The sequence below is a fragment of the Fulvivirga sedimenti genome (assembly GCF_020328055.1).
The window spans coordinates 613,923-628,920 of the sequence record NZ_JAIXNE010000002.1 but is presented as its reverse complement, the minus strand read 5'-3'; the positions used below and the strand labels follow the sequence as shown (position 1 = coordinate 628,920).

The 14,998-nt window shown below is 39.2% G+C and carries 18 protein-coding genes; all 18 read right to left on the bottom strand.

Going from position 1 to position 14,998, the window contains the following annotated elements:
* Positions 1–104 precede the first annotated feature (104 nt).
* The 18 genes from LDX50_RS09125 to LDX50_RS09045 all read right to left on the bottom strand — a co-directional run bounded on the left by LDX50_RS09125 (position 105) and on the right by LDX50_RS09045 (position 14,963).
* The gene (locus LDX50_RS09125) at positions 105–278 is read right to left on the bottom strand and encodes a hypothetical protein (protein WP_225698134.1); all 174 of its coding nucleotides are present in this window, start codon (positions 276–278) and stop codon (positions 105–107) included.
* A gap of 59 nt (positions 279–337) precedes the next feature.
* Entirely contained in the window at positions 338–1,777 is a 1,440-nt protein-coding gene (locus LDX50_RS09120; RefSeq protein WP_225698133.1) for an amidohydrolase, read from the bottom strand.
* A gap of 187 nt (positions 1,778–1,964) precedes the next feature.
* Positions 1,965–2,099: a hypothetical protein gene (locus LDX50_RS30750; protein WP_255647359.1), complete on the bottom strand. Its 135-nt coding sequence runs from the start codon at positions 2,097–2,099 to the stop codon at positions 1,965–1,967.
* A 119-nt stretch (positions 2,100–2,218) separates the two neighbouring features.
* Positions 2,219–2,914 carry a DUF4386 domain-containing protein gene (locus tag LDX50_RS09115; RefSeq protein ID WP_225698132.1) on the bottom strand — a complete coding sequence of 232 codons (696 nt, stop codon included), beginning with the start codon at positions 2,912–2,914 and terminating at the stop codon, positions 2,219–2,221.
* 56 nt (positions 2,915–2,970) lie between these two features.
* Positions 2,971–3,417, bottom strand: a complete 447-nt coding sequence (locus LDX50_RS09110; RefSeq protein ID WP_225698131.1) for a DUF6326 family protein — start codon at positions 3,415–3,417, stop codon at positions 2,971–2,973.
* A gap of 138 nt (positions 3,418–3,555) precedes the next feature.
* A complete protein-coding gene (locus tag LDX50_RS09105; RefSeq protein ID WP_225698130.1) occupies positions 3,556–4,311 on the bottom strand; it encodes a hypothetical protein in 756 nt (251 codons plus the stop codon).
* A gap of 70 nt (positions 4,312–4,381) precedes the next feature.
* On the bottom strand, positions 4,382–5,386 hold the full coding sequence (locus tag LDX50_RS09100) for a peptidyl-alpha-hydroxyglycine alpha-amidating lyase family protein (RefSeq protein ID WP_225698129.1): 1,005 nt from the start codon (positions 5,384–5,386) through the stop codon (positions 4,382–4,384).
* Positions 5,387–5,637: 251 nt separating this feature from the next.
* Complete coding sequence (locus LDX50_RS09095; protein WP_225698128.1) at positions 5,638–6,324, bottom strand: DUF6090 family protein; 687 nt, start codon at positions 6,322–6,324, stop codon at positions 5,638–5,640.
* Positions 6,325–6,395: 71 nt separating this feature from the next.
* Positions 6,396–6,908, bottom strand: a complete 513-nt coding sequence (locus LDX50_RS09090) for a GNAT family N-acetyltransferase (RefSeq protein WP_225698127.1) — start codon at positions 6,906–6,908, stop codon at positions 6,396–6,398.
* Positions 6,909–6,943: 35 nt separating this feature from the next.
* Positions 6,944–8,449, bottom strand: a complete 1,506-nt coding sequence (locus LDX50_RS09085; RefSeq protein WP_225698126.1) for a serine hydrolase domain-containing protein — start codon at positions 8,447–8,449, stop codon at positions 6,944–6,946.
* Between the two features lie 159 nt (positions 8,450–8,608).
* A complete protein-coding gene (locus tag LDX50_RS09080) occupies positions 8,609–9,100 on the bottom strand; it encodes a hypothetical protein (protein WP_225698125.1) in 492 nt (163 codons plus the stop codon).
* Between the two features lie 74 nt (positions 9,101–9,174).
* The gene (locus LDX50_RS09075; RefSeq protein ID WP_225698124.1) at positions 9,175–9,966 is read right to left on the bottom strand and encodes a DUF6090 family protein; all 792 of its coding nucleotides are present in this window, start codon (positions 9,964–9,966) and stop codon (positions 9,175–9,177) included.
* A gap of 26 nt (positions 9,967–9,992) precedes the next feature.
* Positions 9,993–10,760: a DUF6090 family protein gene (locus tag LDX50_RS09070; protein ID WP_225698123.1), complete on the bottom strand. Its 768-nt coding sequence runs from the start codon at positions 10,758–10,760 to the stop codon at positions 9,993–9,995.
* A 31-nt stretch (positions 10,761–10,791) separates the two neighbouring features.
* The gene (locus LDX50_RS09065; RefSeq protein ID WP_225698122.1) at positions 10,792–11,919 is read right to left on the bottom strand and encodes a TolB-like translocation protein; all 1,128 of its coding nucleotides are present in this window, start codon (positions 11,917–11,919) and stop codon (positions 10,792–10,794) included.
* Between the two features lie 90 nt (positions 11,920–12,009).
* A complete protein-coding gene (locus tag LDX50_RS09060) occupies positions 12,010–13,551 on the bottom strand; it encodes an amidohydrolase family protein (RefSeq protein WP_225698121.1) in 1,542 nt (513 codons plus the stop codon).
* A 115-nt stretch (positions 13,552–13,666) separates the two neighbouring features.
* Positions 13,667–14,149: a nuclear transport factor 2 family protein gene (locus tag LDX50_RS09055; protein ID WP_225698120.1), complete on the bottom strand. Its 483-nt coding sequence runs from the start codon at positions 14,147–14,149 to the stop codon at positions 13,667–13,669.
* Positions 14,150–14,194: 45 nt separating this feature from the next.
* A complete protein-coding gene (locus LDX50_RS09050) occupies positions 14,195–14,494 on the bottom strand; it encodes a hypothetical protein (protein WP_225698119.1) in 300 nt (99 codons plus the stop codon).
* A 4-nt stretch (positions 14,495–14,498) separates the two neighbouring features.
* Positions 14,499–14,963, bottom strand: coding sequence for a Cif family virulence factor (locus LDX50_RS09045; protein ID WP_225698118.1), 465 nt, complete (start codon positions 14,961–14,963; stop codon positions 14,499–14,501).
* Positions 14,964–14,998 lie beyond the last annotated feature (35 nt).

Below are 14,998 nucleotides of genomic sequence, written 5' to 3'. Positions count from 1 at the left end.
TTTTGATGACCAAAAATCAACGGATTTAATAGAAAGGGCAATGTCGTATCCCGATGTAAACCGGTTATCTGTCGACAGAATACTGCTTAAATGACCATAGGGTGTTATTTCTTCTCTAAAATTTTGGAATTCCGCAGGCCGAAGTAGAGGACGAGCGGACTTAACAGGAAAAATATTTTTGTTTCTGTGTTGTCGATGCTCAGGGATTTAAAGATCAGGATATAGGCAAACAGGAGCAGATAAATGATCATGCCTGTTTTGATGAGTATGCTTTTCATTTGTTCGTATCGATGTGATTTTAAAGTATTTTTTTAATGTCTGACCTTCATTGTTAAACTTAATCCCTGTAATCCAAAGGCGGCTGTCGGTCACCCAGCAGGGCCTTGTACACATAATCACCTTTGGCCTCAATGAATTCTTCCTTTGCATCCACCAGCAATTTAGGCTGCGTAAATAAATCTATGGCCGTGAGTGCCATAGTCTTTGCGGCCACCATCATGCCTTTGATGCCAATATCCGTTCCTCCGCATGCGACGGCCTGCCAGCTGTGCGGACTGGTTCCGGGTACCCAGGTTGCTATTAATAACCCAACAGTTGGCACCATATAACTCACATCCCCAACATCTGTTGAGCCGCTCAGAGGGAGGCTGCCCGTCGGGTAAATTTGAGCGGCGTCAGATACATCAGGGGCTTTTTTGAGAAAACTTTCCTGCAACGTTTTCGCAAAGTTTTTATCTTCCTCGCTGTAAATTACCCCGCCAACCCGTTGCAGGTTGGTATTCATATTTTCGGCCAGTGTATTGTTGATCAGCAAATCATGGGAACCGCTGATGATTTCGTAATCCATGGATGTTTCGGTTCCCAGCGCAGCGCCTTCTGCGGCCTTTACTATCCGTTCGAATATTGATTGTACAACATCCTTTTTCGGATGGCGTACGTAATAGAAGACCTCTGCATATTCAGGGACCACATTGGGTGCTTCACCGCCGCTGGTAATAACATAATGGATCCGGCTTTCCTGCGGAACATGCTCCCGCATCATGTTCACCATTGCATTCATAGCCTCTACACCATCAAGGGCAGAACGCCCGTTTTCTGGTGCCACTGCGGCATGCGAGGCAATTCCGTGAAAACGGAACTTTGCTGTTTTATTGGCTAATGTGCTTGTCCCAATCACACCGGTTTTATCCCATGGATGCCAGTGGAGCACTGCGTCTACATCGTTGAAAAGTCCTGCGCGAACCATATAGGATTTGCCATTGCCACCTTCTTCTGCCGGTGTACCGTAAACCCGGATCGTTCCTTTCAGCTTTCCACTCTCAAGGTGTTGCTTAATGGCAATTCCTGTTGCCACTGCTGCGGCGCCGAACAAGTGGTGACCGCAGGCCTGACCATTTGACTTGCCATCAACAGGGGACCGTGTTGGTGTATTATCCTGGGAAATGCCAGGCAGTGCATCGTATTCGGCCAGGACCCCGATCACAGGGCTGCCGCTGCCATAGGTGGCTACAAACGAGGTGGGCATGCCTGCTACACCTGTTTCAACCGCAAACCCATTTTCCTCCAAAGTCCTGGCGAGTAGGGCAGAGCTCTGGTTTTCCTTGTATCCCAATTCTGCGTAGTCCCAGATTTCCAGTGCGAGTTCTTTATAGGTGTCGTAGTCAGACTGAATTGAAGCAGCGGTTTCATTTTTCATGGCTTCCACGGCCTTGGGTTTTTGAGCCAGGGTGGTACAGGTGACCGATATGCATAAAACGATGATCAGGAAGGATTTCATTAGATTTTATTTAAATGAGGGTTAGGTGTCGTAATTTGTTAGTAATCAGGGTTTATAATCCTTGCAAGAGCTCTGCTATTAGTCGGGATATATTCCCAAATTACAAGGTCCCCGGACTTAATTTACACTATTCCTGAAATCTCTTGATATTATTTTCAATCACTCGATTTAATTTTTCCAACTCCTTTCAAACAATTTCTCCTTCATCATAGATCAGTTCCATGTGTAATAGTCCAATTGACAACGTATTCCTGAATTCAGGATTATCAAAGAATTCAGGGTAAAGAAACTTATCCTTATCGCTTACTGCTTCTTCTTTCATTCGGGAACGGAGTTCAAATTTCGCTTCTAGAAGAAATAGTGTTAAGAATTCAAAATGCGAAATATGATGTGCAGGGTATTCAAGAATACCGACTTAGAGATACCTCCTTAACTATTATCTTAATTTGACGGTGATTCTTTCAAAGGTCGTATTCCAAAAATCAATAAATATCCGATCATCCAGAATTCTCCAATAGTTGCTGGAATTGTTAAGTATTTAGCCGGGGGGAATTCAATTCCCGAGTAACTGATTGTCGTGCTTAACAGGTAGCCAATACCGCCTATTATGAGCGTGCGCCCCAGCCATAAGGGCATCCTTTTTGAACTGGTGATAATGTATCCCAGGGGGATCAGCCATAGTCCGAAAAACAGTCCGCCCACCCGCCAGGCATTGGAACTTAGGTCGGTCAAAAGTTCTATTAAAATCAACTTGTCTTCAACATTCTGGGATGAACCGGCAATATCAATCGCCGTACCCATTGAAATGGCGCTGATGATAATGACTACTGAGTTGACCATTCCCCAGATTCCGACGGCCCATGCAGCCCAGTCATTTATTTTTCTGAACAGTTTAAAGAACCATACCGCGGTAAGGGCTTGTGAAACGATGATGCCAAATTCCAATAGCAACCGGGTTCTGGCGAGTGATTCGTTGTCAATCAGATTTGCAAGTGTTTTTTGCGGGTCTGCGGATACATATACCTGGGGGTGAAATATCATAAATCCCAAAATGCCGGATATGGCCATAAGCAGGTACCAGATCCCGGCGATTCTGGCGGTAGTTACTAATTGACGTTGGTTGTGTTCTGGAAACATGTTTTATTTTTATCTGATCTTACACACTGGTATTTCGGTTTTGCCGGAGCATTTTGTTATGAATTATTTCCCCTGGGCCATTTCCATGCCTGTGAAATGATAATGGCAAAAATTACAAGTTCCGCAAAGTTGAACATAACATAGAATGTATGCCATTCATCTGTAATGCTGGAAACAATAATGAGCACCGAGATACAAGCATACACGAATGCAAGGATGATATTTAACCATTTATTGAGTTGGGGCTGGAGAAAGATGGAAAGAAATATCATCAGGGCCGGAATAATTAAAATCAGGGAAAATATCATTAAAATTCCTGGAGATGTTGGTCCTACAGGAGTTTGAAGGTTCATCATTCTCTCTAATTTCCCGGGGGTCATTAGCTGGAAATAATCGGCATAAATGTACAGGAACATCAACGAGGTCCAAAGACTGGCAAGTTTAATTTTTATGTTGATTTTGAAGTTGGTTGATGATTCCGATCCCGTCGAATTTATACCCATGGTTATGATTTTAGTGTTTTGCTTTTAGCAAAGACGATGAAAAAGCAAGAATGTTACAAACCGGTAAATTTGTTCGGCTGAAATCATATTCATAGTTGATAGCTCAAAACAAAAAATGCCTCACTCTCGGATTGGAAATCAATCATTGCTACTCTCGCTTAGTAAGATAATTCGATCTATGGCTTTTCGAATTTCAGTGTCCTCATCTTTTACGATATTCAACAATACATTTACATCTCTGCGACGGTCATTAATTAAATTCTCAAATTCGATCGATGTCAAAAATGACAGATCAACACGTTCATCATCTAATCCCCTTTTGTACGGACGTGGTAATCTTGTTGCCAAATAGGGGGTAATAGTTTGCCGGGTATAATTAATTGCCTGCTCTTCCCTTTCAAAATAATCTGATATCAGGTCTTCCCACTGTATGAGCAAAGTTCGAAGTTCATTATTTGAAATAATTTCAAAGGATGACGTATTGATCAAAGTAGAAATGGATCCCATGGAAAGATCTGCAGAAATGGTGTTTCGGATCAGCTCCAATGCTATCGATAAAGTGTCTTTATTTATTTCATTTTGGTTTATTGGGAACAATTTTATCAATAAATCACACTCATTTAAAATGAGGTTATACGTTCTTACGGTACTTTCCAGCTCTTCCTTATTGTACTTAAATTCGGCATTAATTTCTTTTAGCAACAAACTCTCCTTTCGGCCATCAATTCTATTTTGATTCCAGTTATTAATTGAAAGCGCAATTAAAATTCCGATTACGACCAGAATTATTTCACCAACCGCATAAAGCAGATACCTGCCCAATCTGCCTGCCTGTCCGTCAGCCGGGTTCTGAGTCAGCAATTTTTGCCGAATTTTTCGAAAGAATTTTATCATTGGTTAAGGTTTATCCCCGATTAGTTAAAGGACAAAACAGTTGAAGGTTTTTCGTTCGTACATCACCGTCTCATTCTGTTGTTATTTTCTTAAACTTCCGCACTCTTCTGCCTCCTGTTTCGGCAACGTAAATATTACCCTCGCCATCAATGTCTATATCATGATAACGGGGAGCAGCAATTGAATCAGTCCTGCCAAATCGGACCAATTCATTTAGTGCTGCATCAAAAAGCAAAATATCAGCGCCCATTATCAAAGTGTCATTCACAGTTAAATTATCTATTGCGAATAAATTATCCTTCTGGTCGATTGCTATTGAATATAGTTGTGTTGCCATATTATTTTCCCATTGATTCAGAAAATTTCCGTCGGGATCAAATTTCTGGATTCGATTGTTCTCTCTGTCGGCTATAAAGACATTACCCTGTGCATCCAAATCAATACTGTGGGGGGTATTAAATTCGCCAGGTTTGTTTCCCATTGTTCCCCATTCAAAAAGATATTTCCCTTCCTTTGAAAATTTTACAACCCTGCTGTTACCATATCCATCACTTACATATAATGAACCATCATTTGCCACAGCAACGTCTGTGGGAAGATTAAAATGCAGCGAATCATTTCCCGGGATTTTTGCCTCACCTAATTTCATCAACAATTCACCCTCGTGACTGAATTTAAAAATTTGGTGTAAACCAACATCAGCCACCCAGACATTATTTTTATTGTCGACCGACAAGCCATGTGGCATTATAAAGAGATGGGATCCCCAGCTATTCAAAATTTTTCCGGTATTCTTTTCCAGGAGAAATATGGTATTGGATGAAATCAAAGAGTCGGGAATGGTCCATGTCCACTCTCTGCCGGTTCTTTGAAACATGAAAATATTTTGTTCGTTATCAACTCCTACAGCTGAAACGGCACTAAATGAAAATCCTTGTGATAATTGAGGCCAGTCCTTAACCAATACATAGGAATTACCTTTATCCTCTGAATTGGATTTGTTAACCTCATTGCAGGAGAAACAAATCAAAGCCAAAAGGATAAAATAACATTCCTTGATTTTTGTTTTTATCATAAGCGTATTAAGGTTCGAATTTTGGTTTGATTTCCAACGGCCGGAATTTTAGACGGGATCAGTTTATTTTTACAGGTAAATGCTAAAAGCAATATAATCAGAACCACAATGAAAGTACCAAAAAACGTAGCTTCGTTCGTTAAGTCATCATGTATATTGCTATCTAGGTCCAAGGCCGGCATACCTAATACGGGCCGGAGCTATAGTCCTTTCCGGCTATGGACGAGAGAACCAGGGTTAGGCTCTGTTAATTAATGCAATGAAACTATTTCGTCAATTTCTGCAATTGTACTGCTCAAATTATCCCCATAATAATTTAGTGAGAACGTATGGTAGTACATATCATTAATTAATTCATTCAATTGAGCTTCGCTCATATCCGGTATGTGACCGGTTCTTCTGATTTCGCTGTATTTCCTGGTAAAGTAAAACCACTTATCATCTGCAGATTTTGCATTATCCATGAGCCTTGTGTAAGTCGAATTATACAGTTTCGTTACCGCAGAACAAAAAGCCTTATTTTTGAATTTACTTATTTCATTTCCGGCTATTGCAGCTTGAAAAGAACCTGATATTGGATAAAATGTCCGATGAGTGGCAAAGTAGTTTCGGAGCAAAGAATCCAACAATGGTCTGTCGGCATCATACAGAAAAGATAAGTCTTTACTTAAAACTGAGTATACAGAATCTTTATCCTGAGCCAGTTGAATGATATACTTAATGTATTCCTTATCCTGAGCCAGGTCATTTTTTATGCCCTCAATAAATTCGTGTTCAGCAATATTTTGCTTTCTTGTCTCATTCCAGGTATTGATTGATAAAGCGATTAGAATCCCGATTACAACCAGAATAATTTCGCCAAAAGCATAAAGTAGATATTTACTGAATTTACTTTCAGTTACGAGTTTTTGGCGTATGCGATTAAAGAATTTTATCATTTATTATTGGTTGGTCCTGAATGTTTAAGGGATATGCCGCAGCAGTTCTAATTCTATATTATTACGTTTCTTTATCTTAACTCAATTTCATATATCCTCGATTCTCCTCCCCATGGATGATATCCGTTCCCAATATATTTGAATCCATACTTTTCATAGTATCCGATATGTTCAGTGCTGAGATATAAAAATTCAAAACCAGCATTTTTAGCATCGGTTTTGGCATATTCAATGAGTATTAAACCATATGCATTTCCTCTGTACTTTTCATCAATAAAAAGCGCACAAATCCAGGGGTATAAATCTCCTCGGCTGATAAAATCATTCGTAATAAGCCCGGCACACCCAATAATTTTGTCATCATTCAGTAATAAATACCATTGAGGTAATGCGTTTTTAGCATTGATACTGTGACTGATGCAATCTTCATAAATTATAGGCAAAACGTCTGGCCAACTCTTTTGAAAATAGGCGATTGCGTCATCTTTATATTCAGGATTTTTTCTTATGGAAATAATTTTCATAATACAAAACTGGTCAACGTAACGCCAATATCGTGCTTCTACTAATGTTCCCCAAGCCATTTAAGGCTTTGATTTCTGTGTGCATCCTTCGTGAATCACAACTTTTTAGCAGATTGTCCATAGAGGATGAAAGAATGGAACTCATCCTGCTTTGAAAACGAAACCGTGACACCGGTTCCCGGATGAATGAAATCAAGTTCATCTCCGTCAATTGGGACAAGCTCATATTCATCGCCATTTGGGAAGATGAGTGAAATGAGTCCATCGTTTGCGTCGAACGTGATCGAAAGGTCTATCTGATTGTTCCACCTGTAATTACCAGGTAGCGCCTTTAAAATTTTCTGATCTACTTGTTTCCGCTGAACTTCAGTTTGACTAAAGTGCCGCCAGTCATAGATCTGGGATGCCGATAAAAGCAATTCATTTCCAAGTGTTCCCCCGTTATCAGAATTGGTGAGGTAAACCAATCCATTACCACTTGTCAGGCTTATGGTCATGCCAGTCCGGTACCCTTCGTTGCCGCCATAGTGGGTGATAGAAATATCATCGCCGGATCTGTCAATGATGAAGCCATATACATGACCATTTCTTTCGTCGTTTAGCAATGAATTGATTTCAGATTGTGAGAATATCGAGACTTCGCCATTGTAGGCTTTGTAAATTTCAATCAGAAATTTTGCGAGGTCAACAGAATTACTCCAAAGTCCTGCCGCAGCCTGCTCGGGATGGTTTCGCCAACCTCCTTCCACCATATCTCCCGAAAACGTATATCCTTTTGCAACCCGGTTGGAATCTGAAGCAGGGAGCGGTTGCGTGAATTCAGAATGATTCATTCCGGCAGGATCAAGGATCCATCGTTTCATAATGGTTGAAAACTCGTCATTGAATATATTCTGAAGAGCCACTTCCGCCAGCGTATATGCGCCACCGGAATAAGCCAGTGTTTCGTTTGGTGTACTGGTCACTTCTATAGCCGGGGTATTGACTCCTTCGCTACCTCTTAAAATATCCATATCAGTGGGCATCGGAAGGCTTCTGTTATAACCCTGATATCCACCCGGATTAATGCCTGAAGTATGGGAAAAGATATTGCGAAATGTGACGGGATTCTCTGCTCTTTGTTTGCCTTCAGGTATTTCAAAATCCTTGAGATAATCCTGAATATTTGTATCCAGGTCTATCTCACCGGCGGAATACATACGAACGGCCGCCATAACGGTTACTGGCTTGGACAATGATGCTGCCTGGAATATACTGGTACAGTCCAGGGTTTGTTCATCAGCGAAATCCTCATTTTCATAGACGTCTGACCATTCAATCTCCCCATTCTTTATGATGGCGAGCGATAATGCGGGAATCTGATATTCTTTCATTTTATCTGGAATGGAACTGAAATTTTCCGGCTCACCCGAAAACTTAACTTGTCGGCGTATGCCTTGCTCAAGCTGTTCCTTTCCTGCGACAGATTCATCAGGCAAGATGCAACCCGGTTTGTTCACGTGATCTATCAGATCACTCGTGTCATTTGGCTGTGAGGTACAGGAGCCAATAAAAAACAACAGGAAAAACTGAAAGAACAATTTATTCGCATTTGACTTCATTTTTTTAATCTACATCATAGCATGTAAAAATCACAGACCCCTCCAGCGATATATGTCTATTCGGAATAATTATCAGGTCATTTACCCAATGAAGTGAAATGGCTTTTTTCAAATGGAGGTGTGAGCATCGGGTCTTGCTTAAACGCCCATAAGAATTATTCATTGAGTATTCACAAATGTATCTTCAAAAGTTATGATCCACTTTCCGTTGATCAGTTGTTCTCCGCGTTCCTGAAAGCCTCCATCCGGAGTATTTCTGAAGAAAAACCTGGTTTTGTCGTCTTTCCACACAATGAGTTGCCCGTCTTTGAATTCTGCGGAATACCTGGCAGCGCCATTTTTAGAGAACCGGTGGTAATAATATTTTTGGTCATTTTCGTCGTAAAGGATTATTGTATGGAGCTGCAAAAACTCGGTATTCAACTCAATTACGAGAATGTTCTTATCAAGGTCATAGGAAATGTATTCATATGCTGAACCTTGTTTCACAAGAACACCATTTTCATAAATCTTAGATGTTCCTACCCATTCCCCAATAAGGTAGTTTAGGTTTTCCATCTTTTCCTGCTTCAGGTTTTGGGAGAAAATTGAATTATTCAGGAAAACCAGAACAATAAAGAAAAAGTATGCAACAACTTTTTGATAGCTCATATTTAAAGGATTAATAATTATTCCACTGTGTCGATCCCAGGCTGATTTTCAGCAGCGGGGGAGAATAACCATTATTAGTCTTTCGATATTTCTCTATTAATCAACGCAACCACTTTTTTATTCAAATCTTTCATTTTCTTATAATCATCAATAATTAAGGAATTGGTAAATACTGATAAGACAAACCCATTTTTAAACACCTTGTCATTTAAGAGTTTTTCTAATTCTTGCTTCGAAAGCTCTATACTCTGGTCAAATTCTCCATTATTGGCATAGAAAATATAGCTTTGAGCTAATGGGTCCAAATCAACAGTATTAAACCAGGGATTATAGAAATATTGCTCTAAGTCATTTCTTAAATGTGATCGGTTTGAGATAATTTCTTTGTGAATTAAATCTAAATTCAGCAAACCGTTCTTGATTGAATCATTTGAAATGATGGTGAGGTTTCCAGAATTTAATAATTCAAGAAAAGTATTGTTGTTTCTCTGAAACTCCTGCCAAATGCCCACGTTAAAAGTATGGAAATTGAACATTTGAATATTCTCTACTGGCTTTCCATTAAAGTGTTCGAGTGCAATTTGAGCAGAGTTCACTATACTTTCTCTAATTCGGGTGTAGCGTTCAAGTTCGCTTTCTTCAAAAATCAGATCACTCCTTAGATTTTTCAAGAACTGTACTTCTTTCGCTCTCTGTTTATTCAATTCGTTATTATTATTGATTTGTAGTGCAATCAGGATTCCAATTACCACGAGGATTATCTCTCCAATAGCGTAAATCAAATACTTGCTGAATTTGCCCGCCTGTCCGGATGGCGTGTTTTCATAAAGTAGCTTTTGTCGGATTTTTCTAAAGAATTTTATCATTCAATTTATCAATTGCGTGTGGTTCGTTATTTCTTCTCAAGCCGGTCGATTTCCGTACTTAAATCATTCAACAGCCCGTTCATTTTCAATTTGGTTTCTTCAATTGGTTTATAGATAAGCCATCCCAGAAGGTTCTTCTGATTTCGTAAAAAATACAGGTATTCCTGATCAGTTTTTAAACTTTCAAAATCCAGAGGAATCATTTCTCCCTGACTGTATGTTAAATCTTTATAATTTCCACCCCAAAAATTATTAAACCGGGTGTTAAATATATTTTTGCTAGCATCGAAAAGGAAGTCTCTGTATACTATTTCAAAGTTTACTATCCATTCATCATCATCTTCATATAATTGAACGATCCTTTTTCTTAAATCCGTATTTGAAATAAAGTCAACCCCCAGCGATTTTAAGGATTCAAAAACGTTATTGTCCAGATCTGAATCTCCATAAAACCTGGTTGAAATATAGAAATGCCGACTTAGAGAGTCAGAGTAGGGCAAATTTTGTTGGAAATGATGGAAAATTATATCAATTGACCGTGATGCGGCTTCATAAAACTTTATGCTTTGGTCAAACTGAGCTATATCATCCTGGAATTGAATTTCGAACGACTTCAATATCTGTATTTCCTTTTTTTCCTTCAGTCTGTTTTGATTCCAATTATTAATGGACAGTGCGATTAAAATTCCGATCACAACAAGTACTATTTCTCCGGTGGCATATTTTAAATACCTGCCTACTTTAGATTCAGGCCTCCCTTCCGGAGAGGCAGGCTCTTCATTTTTATTTTCCATAAACATATTTTGGCGGATTCGCCTGAAAAAGTTATTCATCATACGTTTTAAAATCCTCCAGGTGCTTGGCGGCTTCTTCCAGATCCATAATCAGAAAACCAAAGCCAACGCCGGGTTCTGTATTATCTTTTCCTATCTGAAAACACATAAATTTACCATCGTCTGAAATTACTCCCTGATTGGCTTTGTACCCTTTATAGTCGGTGAAATGAGTTAATCTTTGCATTTCCCCCGAACCATCTAATTTCAATTTATACAGATCAAGCAGGGGCCAGGCAGTTTTATCGGATGGTCCGTGTTCGACCAGCGTGTGTAAACCATCAGGGAATATTCCTTCAGGCTCATCGTAGCAGCAGGGAGAATTGGTGATCGTTCTGTATTCCCCGGTTTCGCTGTCTACCATGTAGACATCCGTATTATTTCCATTGTTAATGGTGTATACCGCAAATGTTACTTTTATGTCTTCCGGCGGTACAAGACTTTGCGTTTCAAGGCTTGCATGACCCAGTGAAAAGGGTAACTGTTTCGAATCAAAAATCGTCCTTTGGTTCGATAACCTGGGTATCCCGTCCTCATAAATAATTTCAGCCATTAATAACTTCGCCCTGTTTTTCCCCAGCTCAGGCAATTGGCGATCCCGATGGGTCCAGGCGATTCTCATCCTGTTCCTGGAAACAGCAGGCCCTTCAGCGCAGAGGGTATTTAGCGGAACCGGAGGTTTTGTGCCACTTTTATCCATGACATACAACCAGGTAAGGTCGCGGGCTTTGTCCCTTTCCTGGGTGTCGGTAGGGTCAAAGAGTTCTTTCGGACCGGAGAGCAGAATATCTCCATTGGATAAATACATGGCCCTTGTAAATCCGTAATGATTGAAGTGCCTTGTTTTCGGACTGATGATTCCGGTGGCTAATTCCAGTTCATATACTTCGCCCATGGGTTTGTCCAGAAATAGAATGAACCGGCCATCATGGGACCAATCCGGACGTTCTCCAAAACCGCTGGCAAGTTTGATATAGGGCGGTAAATTATCTGCCGGACTTCCATTAATTAAGTCAGCGTCTGTTTTTTCAAGGCTTTGTCCGAATGCACCTACGGACTGTAGTACTATGCACCAAAGGAGTATTTGTCGGGAAAGAGTAGTTTTTATTATGGCTGACATATGGTCGAATTTTAAAAGTGGTGCGGATTAAGTTCGTCTGAAATTATACAATTACTCGTAGTTGTGGTTGTGCGTAGTTATTTGCATACGTTACTTTGACAGATAGCTATCTATACTAATTTTTCTGCTTTGATTATTAGCATATCGTACCGATTCTAACATTTCATCCAGTTGATTTCTGTCCAAATACTTCCCCCCGACAATCACTGCATATATATTTCGAGTGTTTCTAATATCCTGTAGTGGATTGTCATTTAGTATCACAAGGTCAGCTGCTTTTCCACCCTGTATAACTCCGGTATTGCTTCCGATCCAGTCGGCGGCCATCTTAGTTGCCGCATCCAGGACATATTTATTATCGATTCCAATATCACTGAGATGTTGTAATTCATCATGAATTGAAAATCCCGGTACAATGCCTGCATTACCTGCGTCAGTGCCTGCAGTTATAGTAACCCCATTGCGAACAAGGGCAAGAGTCATAATATTAACTGCTTCGATGTAGGTACTCCAATAGATTTCAGCATTCTTAACTCCTTCCGGGTCGGTATTAAAAGCGACTTCATATCGGTTGCTTCCTGGTAACCATCCTGGATTGAATACAGAACCTTCTAAAATGCCCGGGTTTACATATTCAATTTCGATGGATTTAAGGTATGTTATTAAATCCAAATCTTGTTGTTTCGCTCTTGGGTAAACATTTACAGTAGTGGATATTGTAATGTTTTTATCTTTAATCCTTCTGGCGATGCTATCTGCATTATTTTTCAAAAAGGAAAGGTAGGCTTCTGTATTATCATAGAATATTTTAGAACGACCACCAAATTCGCGTTCCACAGCCTTGGCAATTTCTTCCACATGCGCAACCTGAGATTGATTTGAGCGAAATAAATCCTCAAGTCCGACCGCTGGTGTGAGGTGGCCAGTCATTGGAATGTTGTACTTTTTAGATGCTTCTGAAACGGCATAGTAATTTTCTTTATCCAAACTATAGGCCTTGAGCCCATCGTAGCCTAATGACTTAAACTCAGCAACCTTTTTCTTAGTTTTGGCGGTATCATTGAACAAAGGGATTGGACCAAGTAAACCATATACTTTACTCCGAAAATCGTTTGCAGTATTCATTGGTCCTGCGGCTACATACATCCGGGGCATTAATCCTCCTCTTTTTGCTTCTTCTCTCCATTCAAGATAAAGCCCTCGCCAGGAACTCATAGTGGCAACTTGCGTTACTCCATTAGCCAGGAAAAGTAAAAGATCATTTTTACTTCTGTATGGATGAATATGTGTGTCAATTAAACCAGGAATTAAGAACTTTCCTTCTCCGTCAATAATCGTGTAGTTATGTGGGATATTATTGTCTTCACCTACATATTCAATAAGTTCATTGTTTATTAGAATAGTTTGATTTGGAAGTATAGAATCCTGGTCAGCCGCAAGAACATTAATATTTTTTATTGCCAGTTTGCCAAATTGAGTTTTAAATTGGGAAGCATCAACGATTGATGTGTTCGCACCAGAAAGTTGGTTTTCTTCCGACCTAATATACCACCATGCCAATGCGATTAAGGTTAAAAGCAAGATAAGGCTAATGCCAAAAAACCATTTTAAATATGATTTAAATTTTTTCATGTTTAAATACTATCTAGTCTTCAATTGAACAGAATGTATTGGTGTTAGTGAAGCAGGAGGTTAGCATTAATGATACTCAGGGTGGCAAGATGTTTTTATTAATGGAAACCAGGTGCTATTCAATCTTTTCCGGTTTATAAACATCACGGAAAATTCTCCATGTATCGCTCTCTTTTTTCCATACGAAAAGTGAATTTCCTTTACTCACAAGCGTTCCATTCATATGATAAAATTCAACATAGGCATCCTCAACAATAATGTTTTGGTTTCCCCAGATGTTGATTATTTTGAACCTTATGTCAGTAATACTATCCCGCACTAATTCGTGAACCTCTTTAATGAGATTATCCCTACCAGCATAGGCGCCAATTATTTTTGAATCAACCGTATAAATATCTCCAACGGCAATTGAGTCTCCAGCTTTCAGCGCATCTTCAAAATCCTTATTTCGTTTTTTAATAATTGCCGTAGCTTCAGCAACATCAAATTGGGTTTTACTATCATCCGGAATAGAATTAATTTCAGATTTGTCAGCATTCTTTTGACACGATACAGTAAAGACAATTAACAGGATAGAAATTATTTTTATTAGTTTCATATGTGGTTGTTTCTCGTTGCTCACAACGTTTTGATAAAATGAGTTTTAAATCAATTTCATCTTTTGTTGGTGGTTAAGCTCCATATCGATATTCCGGATTACTTTTTCTATACTTTCAAGTCTCGTGGTCAGCCAAATTTTTCTATCTCTAATGACCACCAACGACAAGAATAAACACCAAAATCCACGAGTACCTTTAATATCCTCTATTCCCTGAAACATTGAGTCTTGGGTTGCTTTTGTATTTGCTTTCATCTGTGCGCCGACAAAAACTAATGAAATGATAATGGCAAGTGCAGATGTAATTTCAGCTATTAATGCATATTCCTTTGGAATTTCTTTCATAGTATTATTTCTTCTCTAATCCCGAATGCCAGGTGTCCATACATATTTTCCAATCTCCGTTCTCTTGCTTCCTCCAGGTAGCAACATACACTCCGCGGTTATAAGAACTGTCATTTGTAGCCCTATCTATAAAATATTCAACGTAACCTCCGATTGTGATTACCTGATCTTGACTTATTATCAATTCGGGTTCATCAAAACTCTCTAATGCCAATTTTTTGACTTTTAAATAGTCATTCCAATTGGTTTTTTGTTCCTCAACACCTCTTTGAAAATTCCCGGAAGGAGTAACTCGTAAAAAGTCATTCTCAAAAAATCTAAAAAATTCATCTGTACCCTCGCCATAGGAATTATACATGTCATTGTAAGTAGTTAATACCTGATTCTTTATATCATTTTCACTTACTTTCTTTTCAGAACAACTGAATGCAATTAAGATTCCTGAAATGAATATTGTTAATTTTTTCATAAGGAATATTTTAAATTTTTATCCGGTCATAAACA

Bases quoted from the DNA above. Each gene is read 5' to 3' on its own strand.
- LDX50_RS09080 (WP_225698125.1), bottom strand. From the start codon at position 9,100: ATGAGCTATCAAAAAGTTGTTGCATACTTTTTCTTTATTGTTCTGGTT.
- LDX50_RS09120 (WP_225698133.1), bottom strand. From the start codon at position 1,777: ATGAAATCCTTCCTGATCATCGTTTTATGCATATCGGTCACCTGTACC.
- LDX50_RS09090 (WP_225698127.1), bottom strand. From the start codon at position 6,908: ATGGCTTGGGGAACATTAGTAGAAGCACGATATTGGCGTTACGTTGAC.
- LDX50_RS09095 (WP_225698128.1), bottom strand. From the start codon at position 6,324: ATGATAAAATTCTTTAATCGCATACGCCAAAAACTCGTAACTGAAAGT.
- LDX50_RS09100 (WP_225698129.1), bottom strand. From the start codon at position 5,386: ATGATAAAAACAAAAATCAAGGAATGTTATTTTATCCTTTTGGCTTTG.
- LDX50_RS09105 (WP_225698130.1), bottom strand. From the start codon at position 4,311: ATGATAAAATTCTTTCGAAAAATTCGGCAAAAATTGCTGACTCAGAAC.
- LDX50_RS09110 (WP_225698131.1), bottom strand. From the start codon at position 3,417: ATGGGTATAAATTCGACGGGATCGGAATCATCAACCAACTTCAAAATC.
- LDX50_RS09060 (WP_225698121.1), bottom strand. From the start codon at position 13,551: ATGAAAAAATTTAAATCATATTTAAAATGGTTTTTTGGCATTAGCCTT.
- LDX50_RS09070 (WP_225698123.1), bottom strand. From the start codon at position 10,760: ATGGAAAATAAAAATGAAGAGCCTGCCTCTCCGGAAGGGAGGCCTGAA.
- LDX50_RS09115 (WP_225698132.1), bottom strand. From the start codon at position 2,914: ATGTTTCCAGAACACAACCAACGTCAATTAGTAACTACCGCCAGAATC.
- LDX50_RS09075 (WP_225698124.1), bottom strand. From the start codon at position 9,966: ATGATAAAATTCTTTAGAAAAATCCGACAAAAGCTACTTTATGAAAAC.
- LDX50_RS09055 (WP_225698120.1), bottom strand. From the start codon at position 14,149: ATGAAACTAATAAAAATAATTTCTATCCTGTTAATTGTCTTTACTGTA.
- LDX50_RS09065 (WP_225698122.1), bottom strand. From the start codon at position 11,919: ATGTCAGCCATAATAAAAACTACTCTTTCCCGACAAATACTCCTTTGG.
- LDX50_RS09050 (WP_225698119.1), bottom strand. From the start codon at position 14,494: ATGAAAGAAATTCCAAAGGAATATGCATTAATAGCTGAAATTACATCT.
- LDX50_RS09085 (WP_225698126.1), bottom strand. From the start codon at position 8,449: ATGAAGTCAAATGCGAATAAATTGTTCTTTCAGTTTTTCCTGTTGTTT.
- LDX50_RS09125 (WP_225698134.1), bottom strand. From the start codon at position 278: ATGAAAAGCATACTCATCAAAACAGGCATGATCATTTATCTGCTCCTG.
- LDX50_RS30750 (WP_255647359.1), bottom strand. From the start codon at position 2,099: ATGAAAGAAGAAGCAGTAAGCGATAAGGATAAGTTTCTTTACCCTGAA.
- LDX50_RS09045 (WP_225698118.1), bottom strand. From the start codon at position 14,963: ATGAAAAAATTAACAATATTCATTTCAGGAATCTTAATTGCATTCAGT.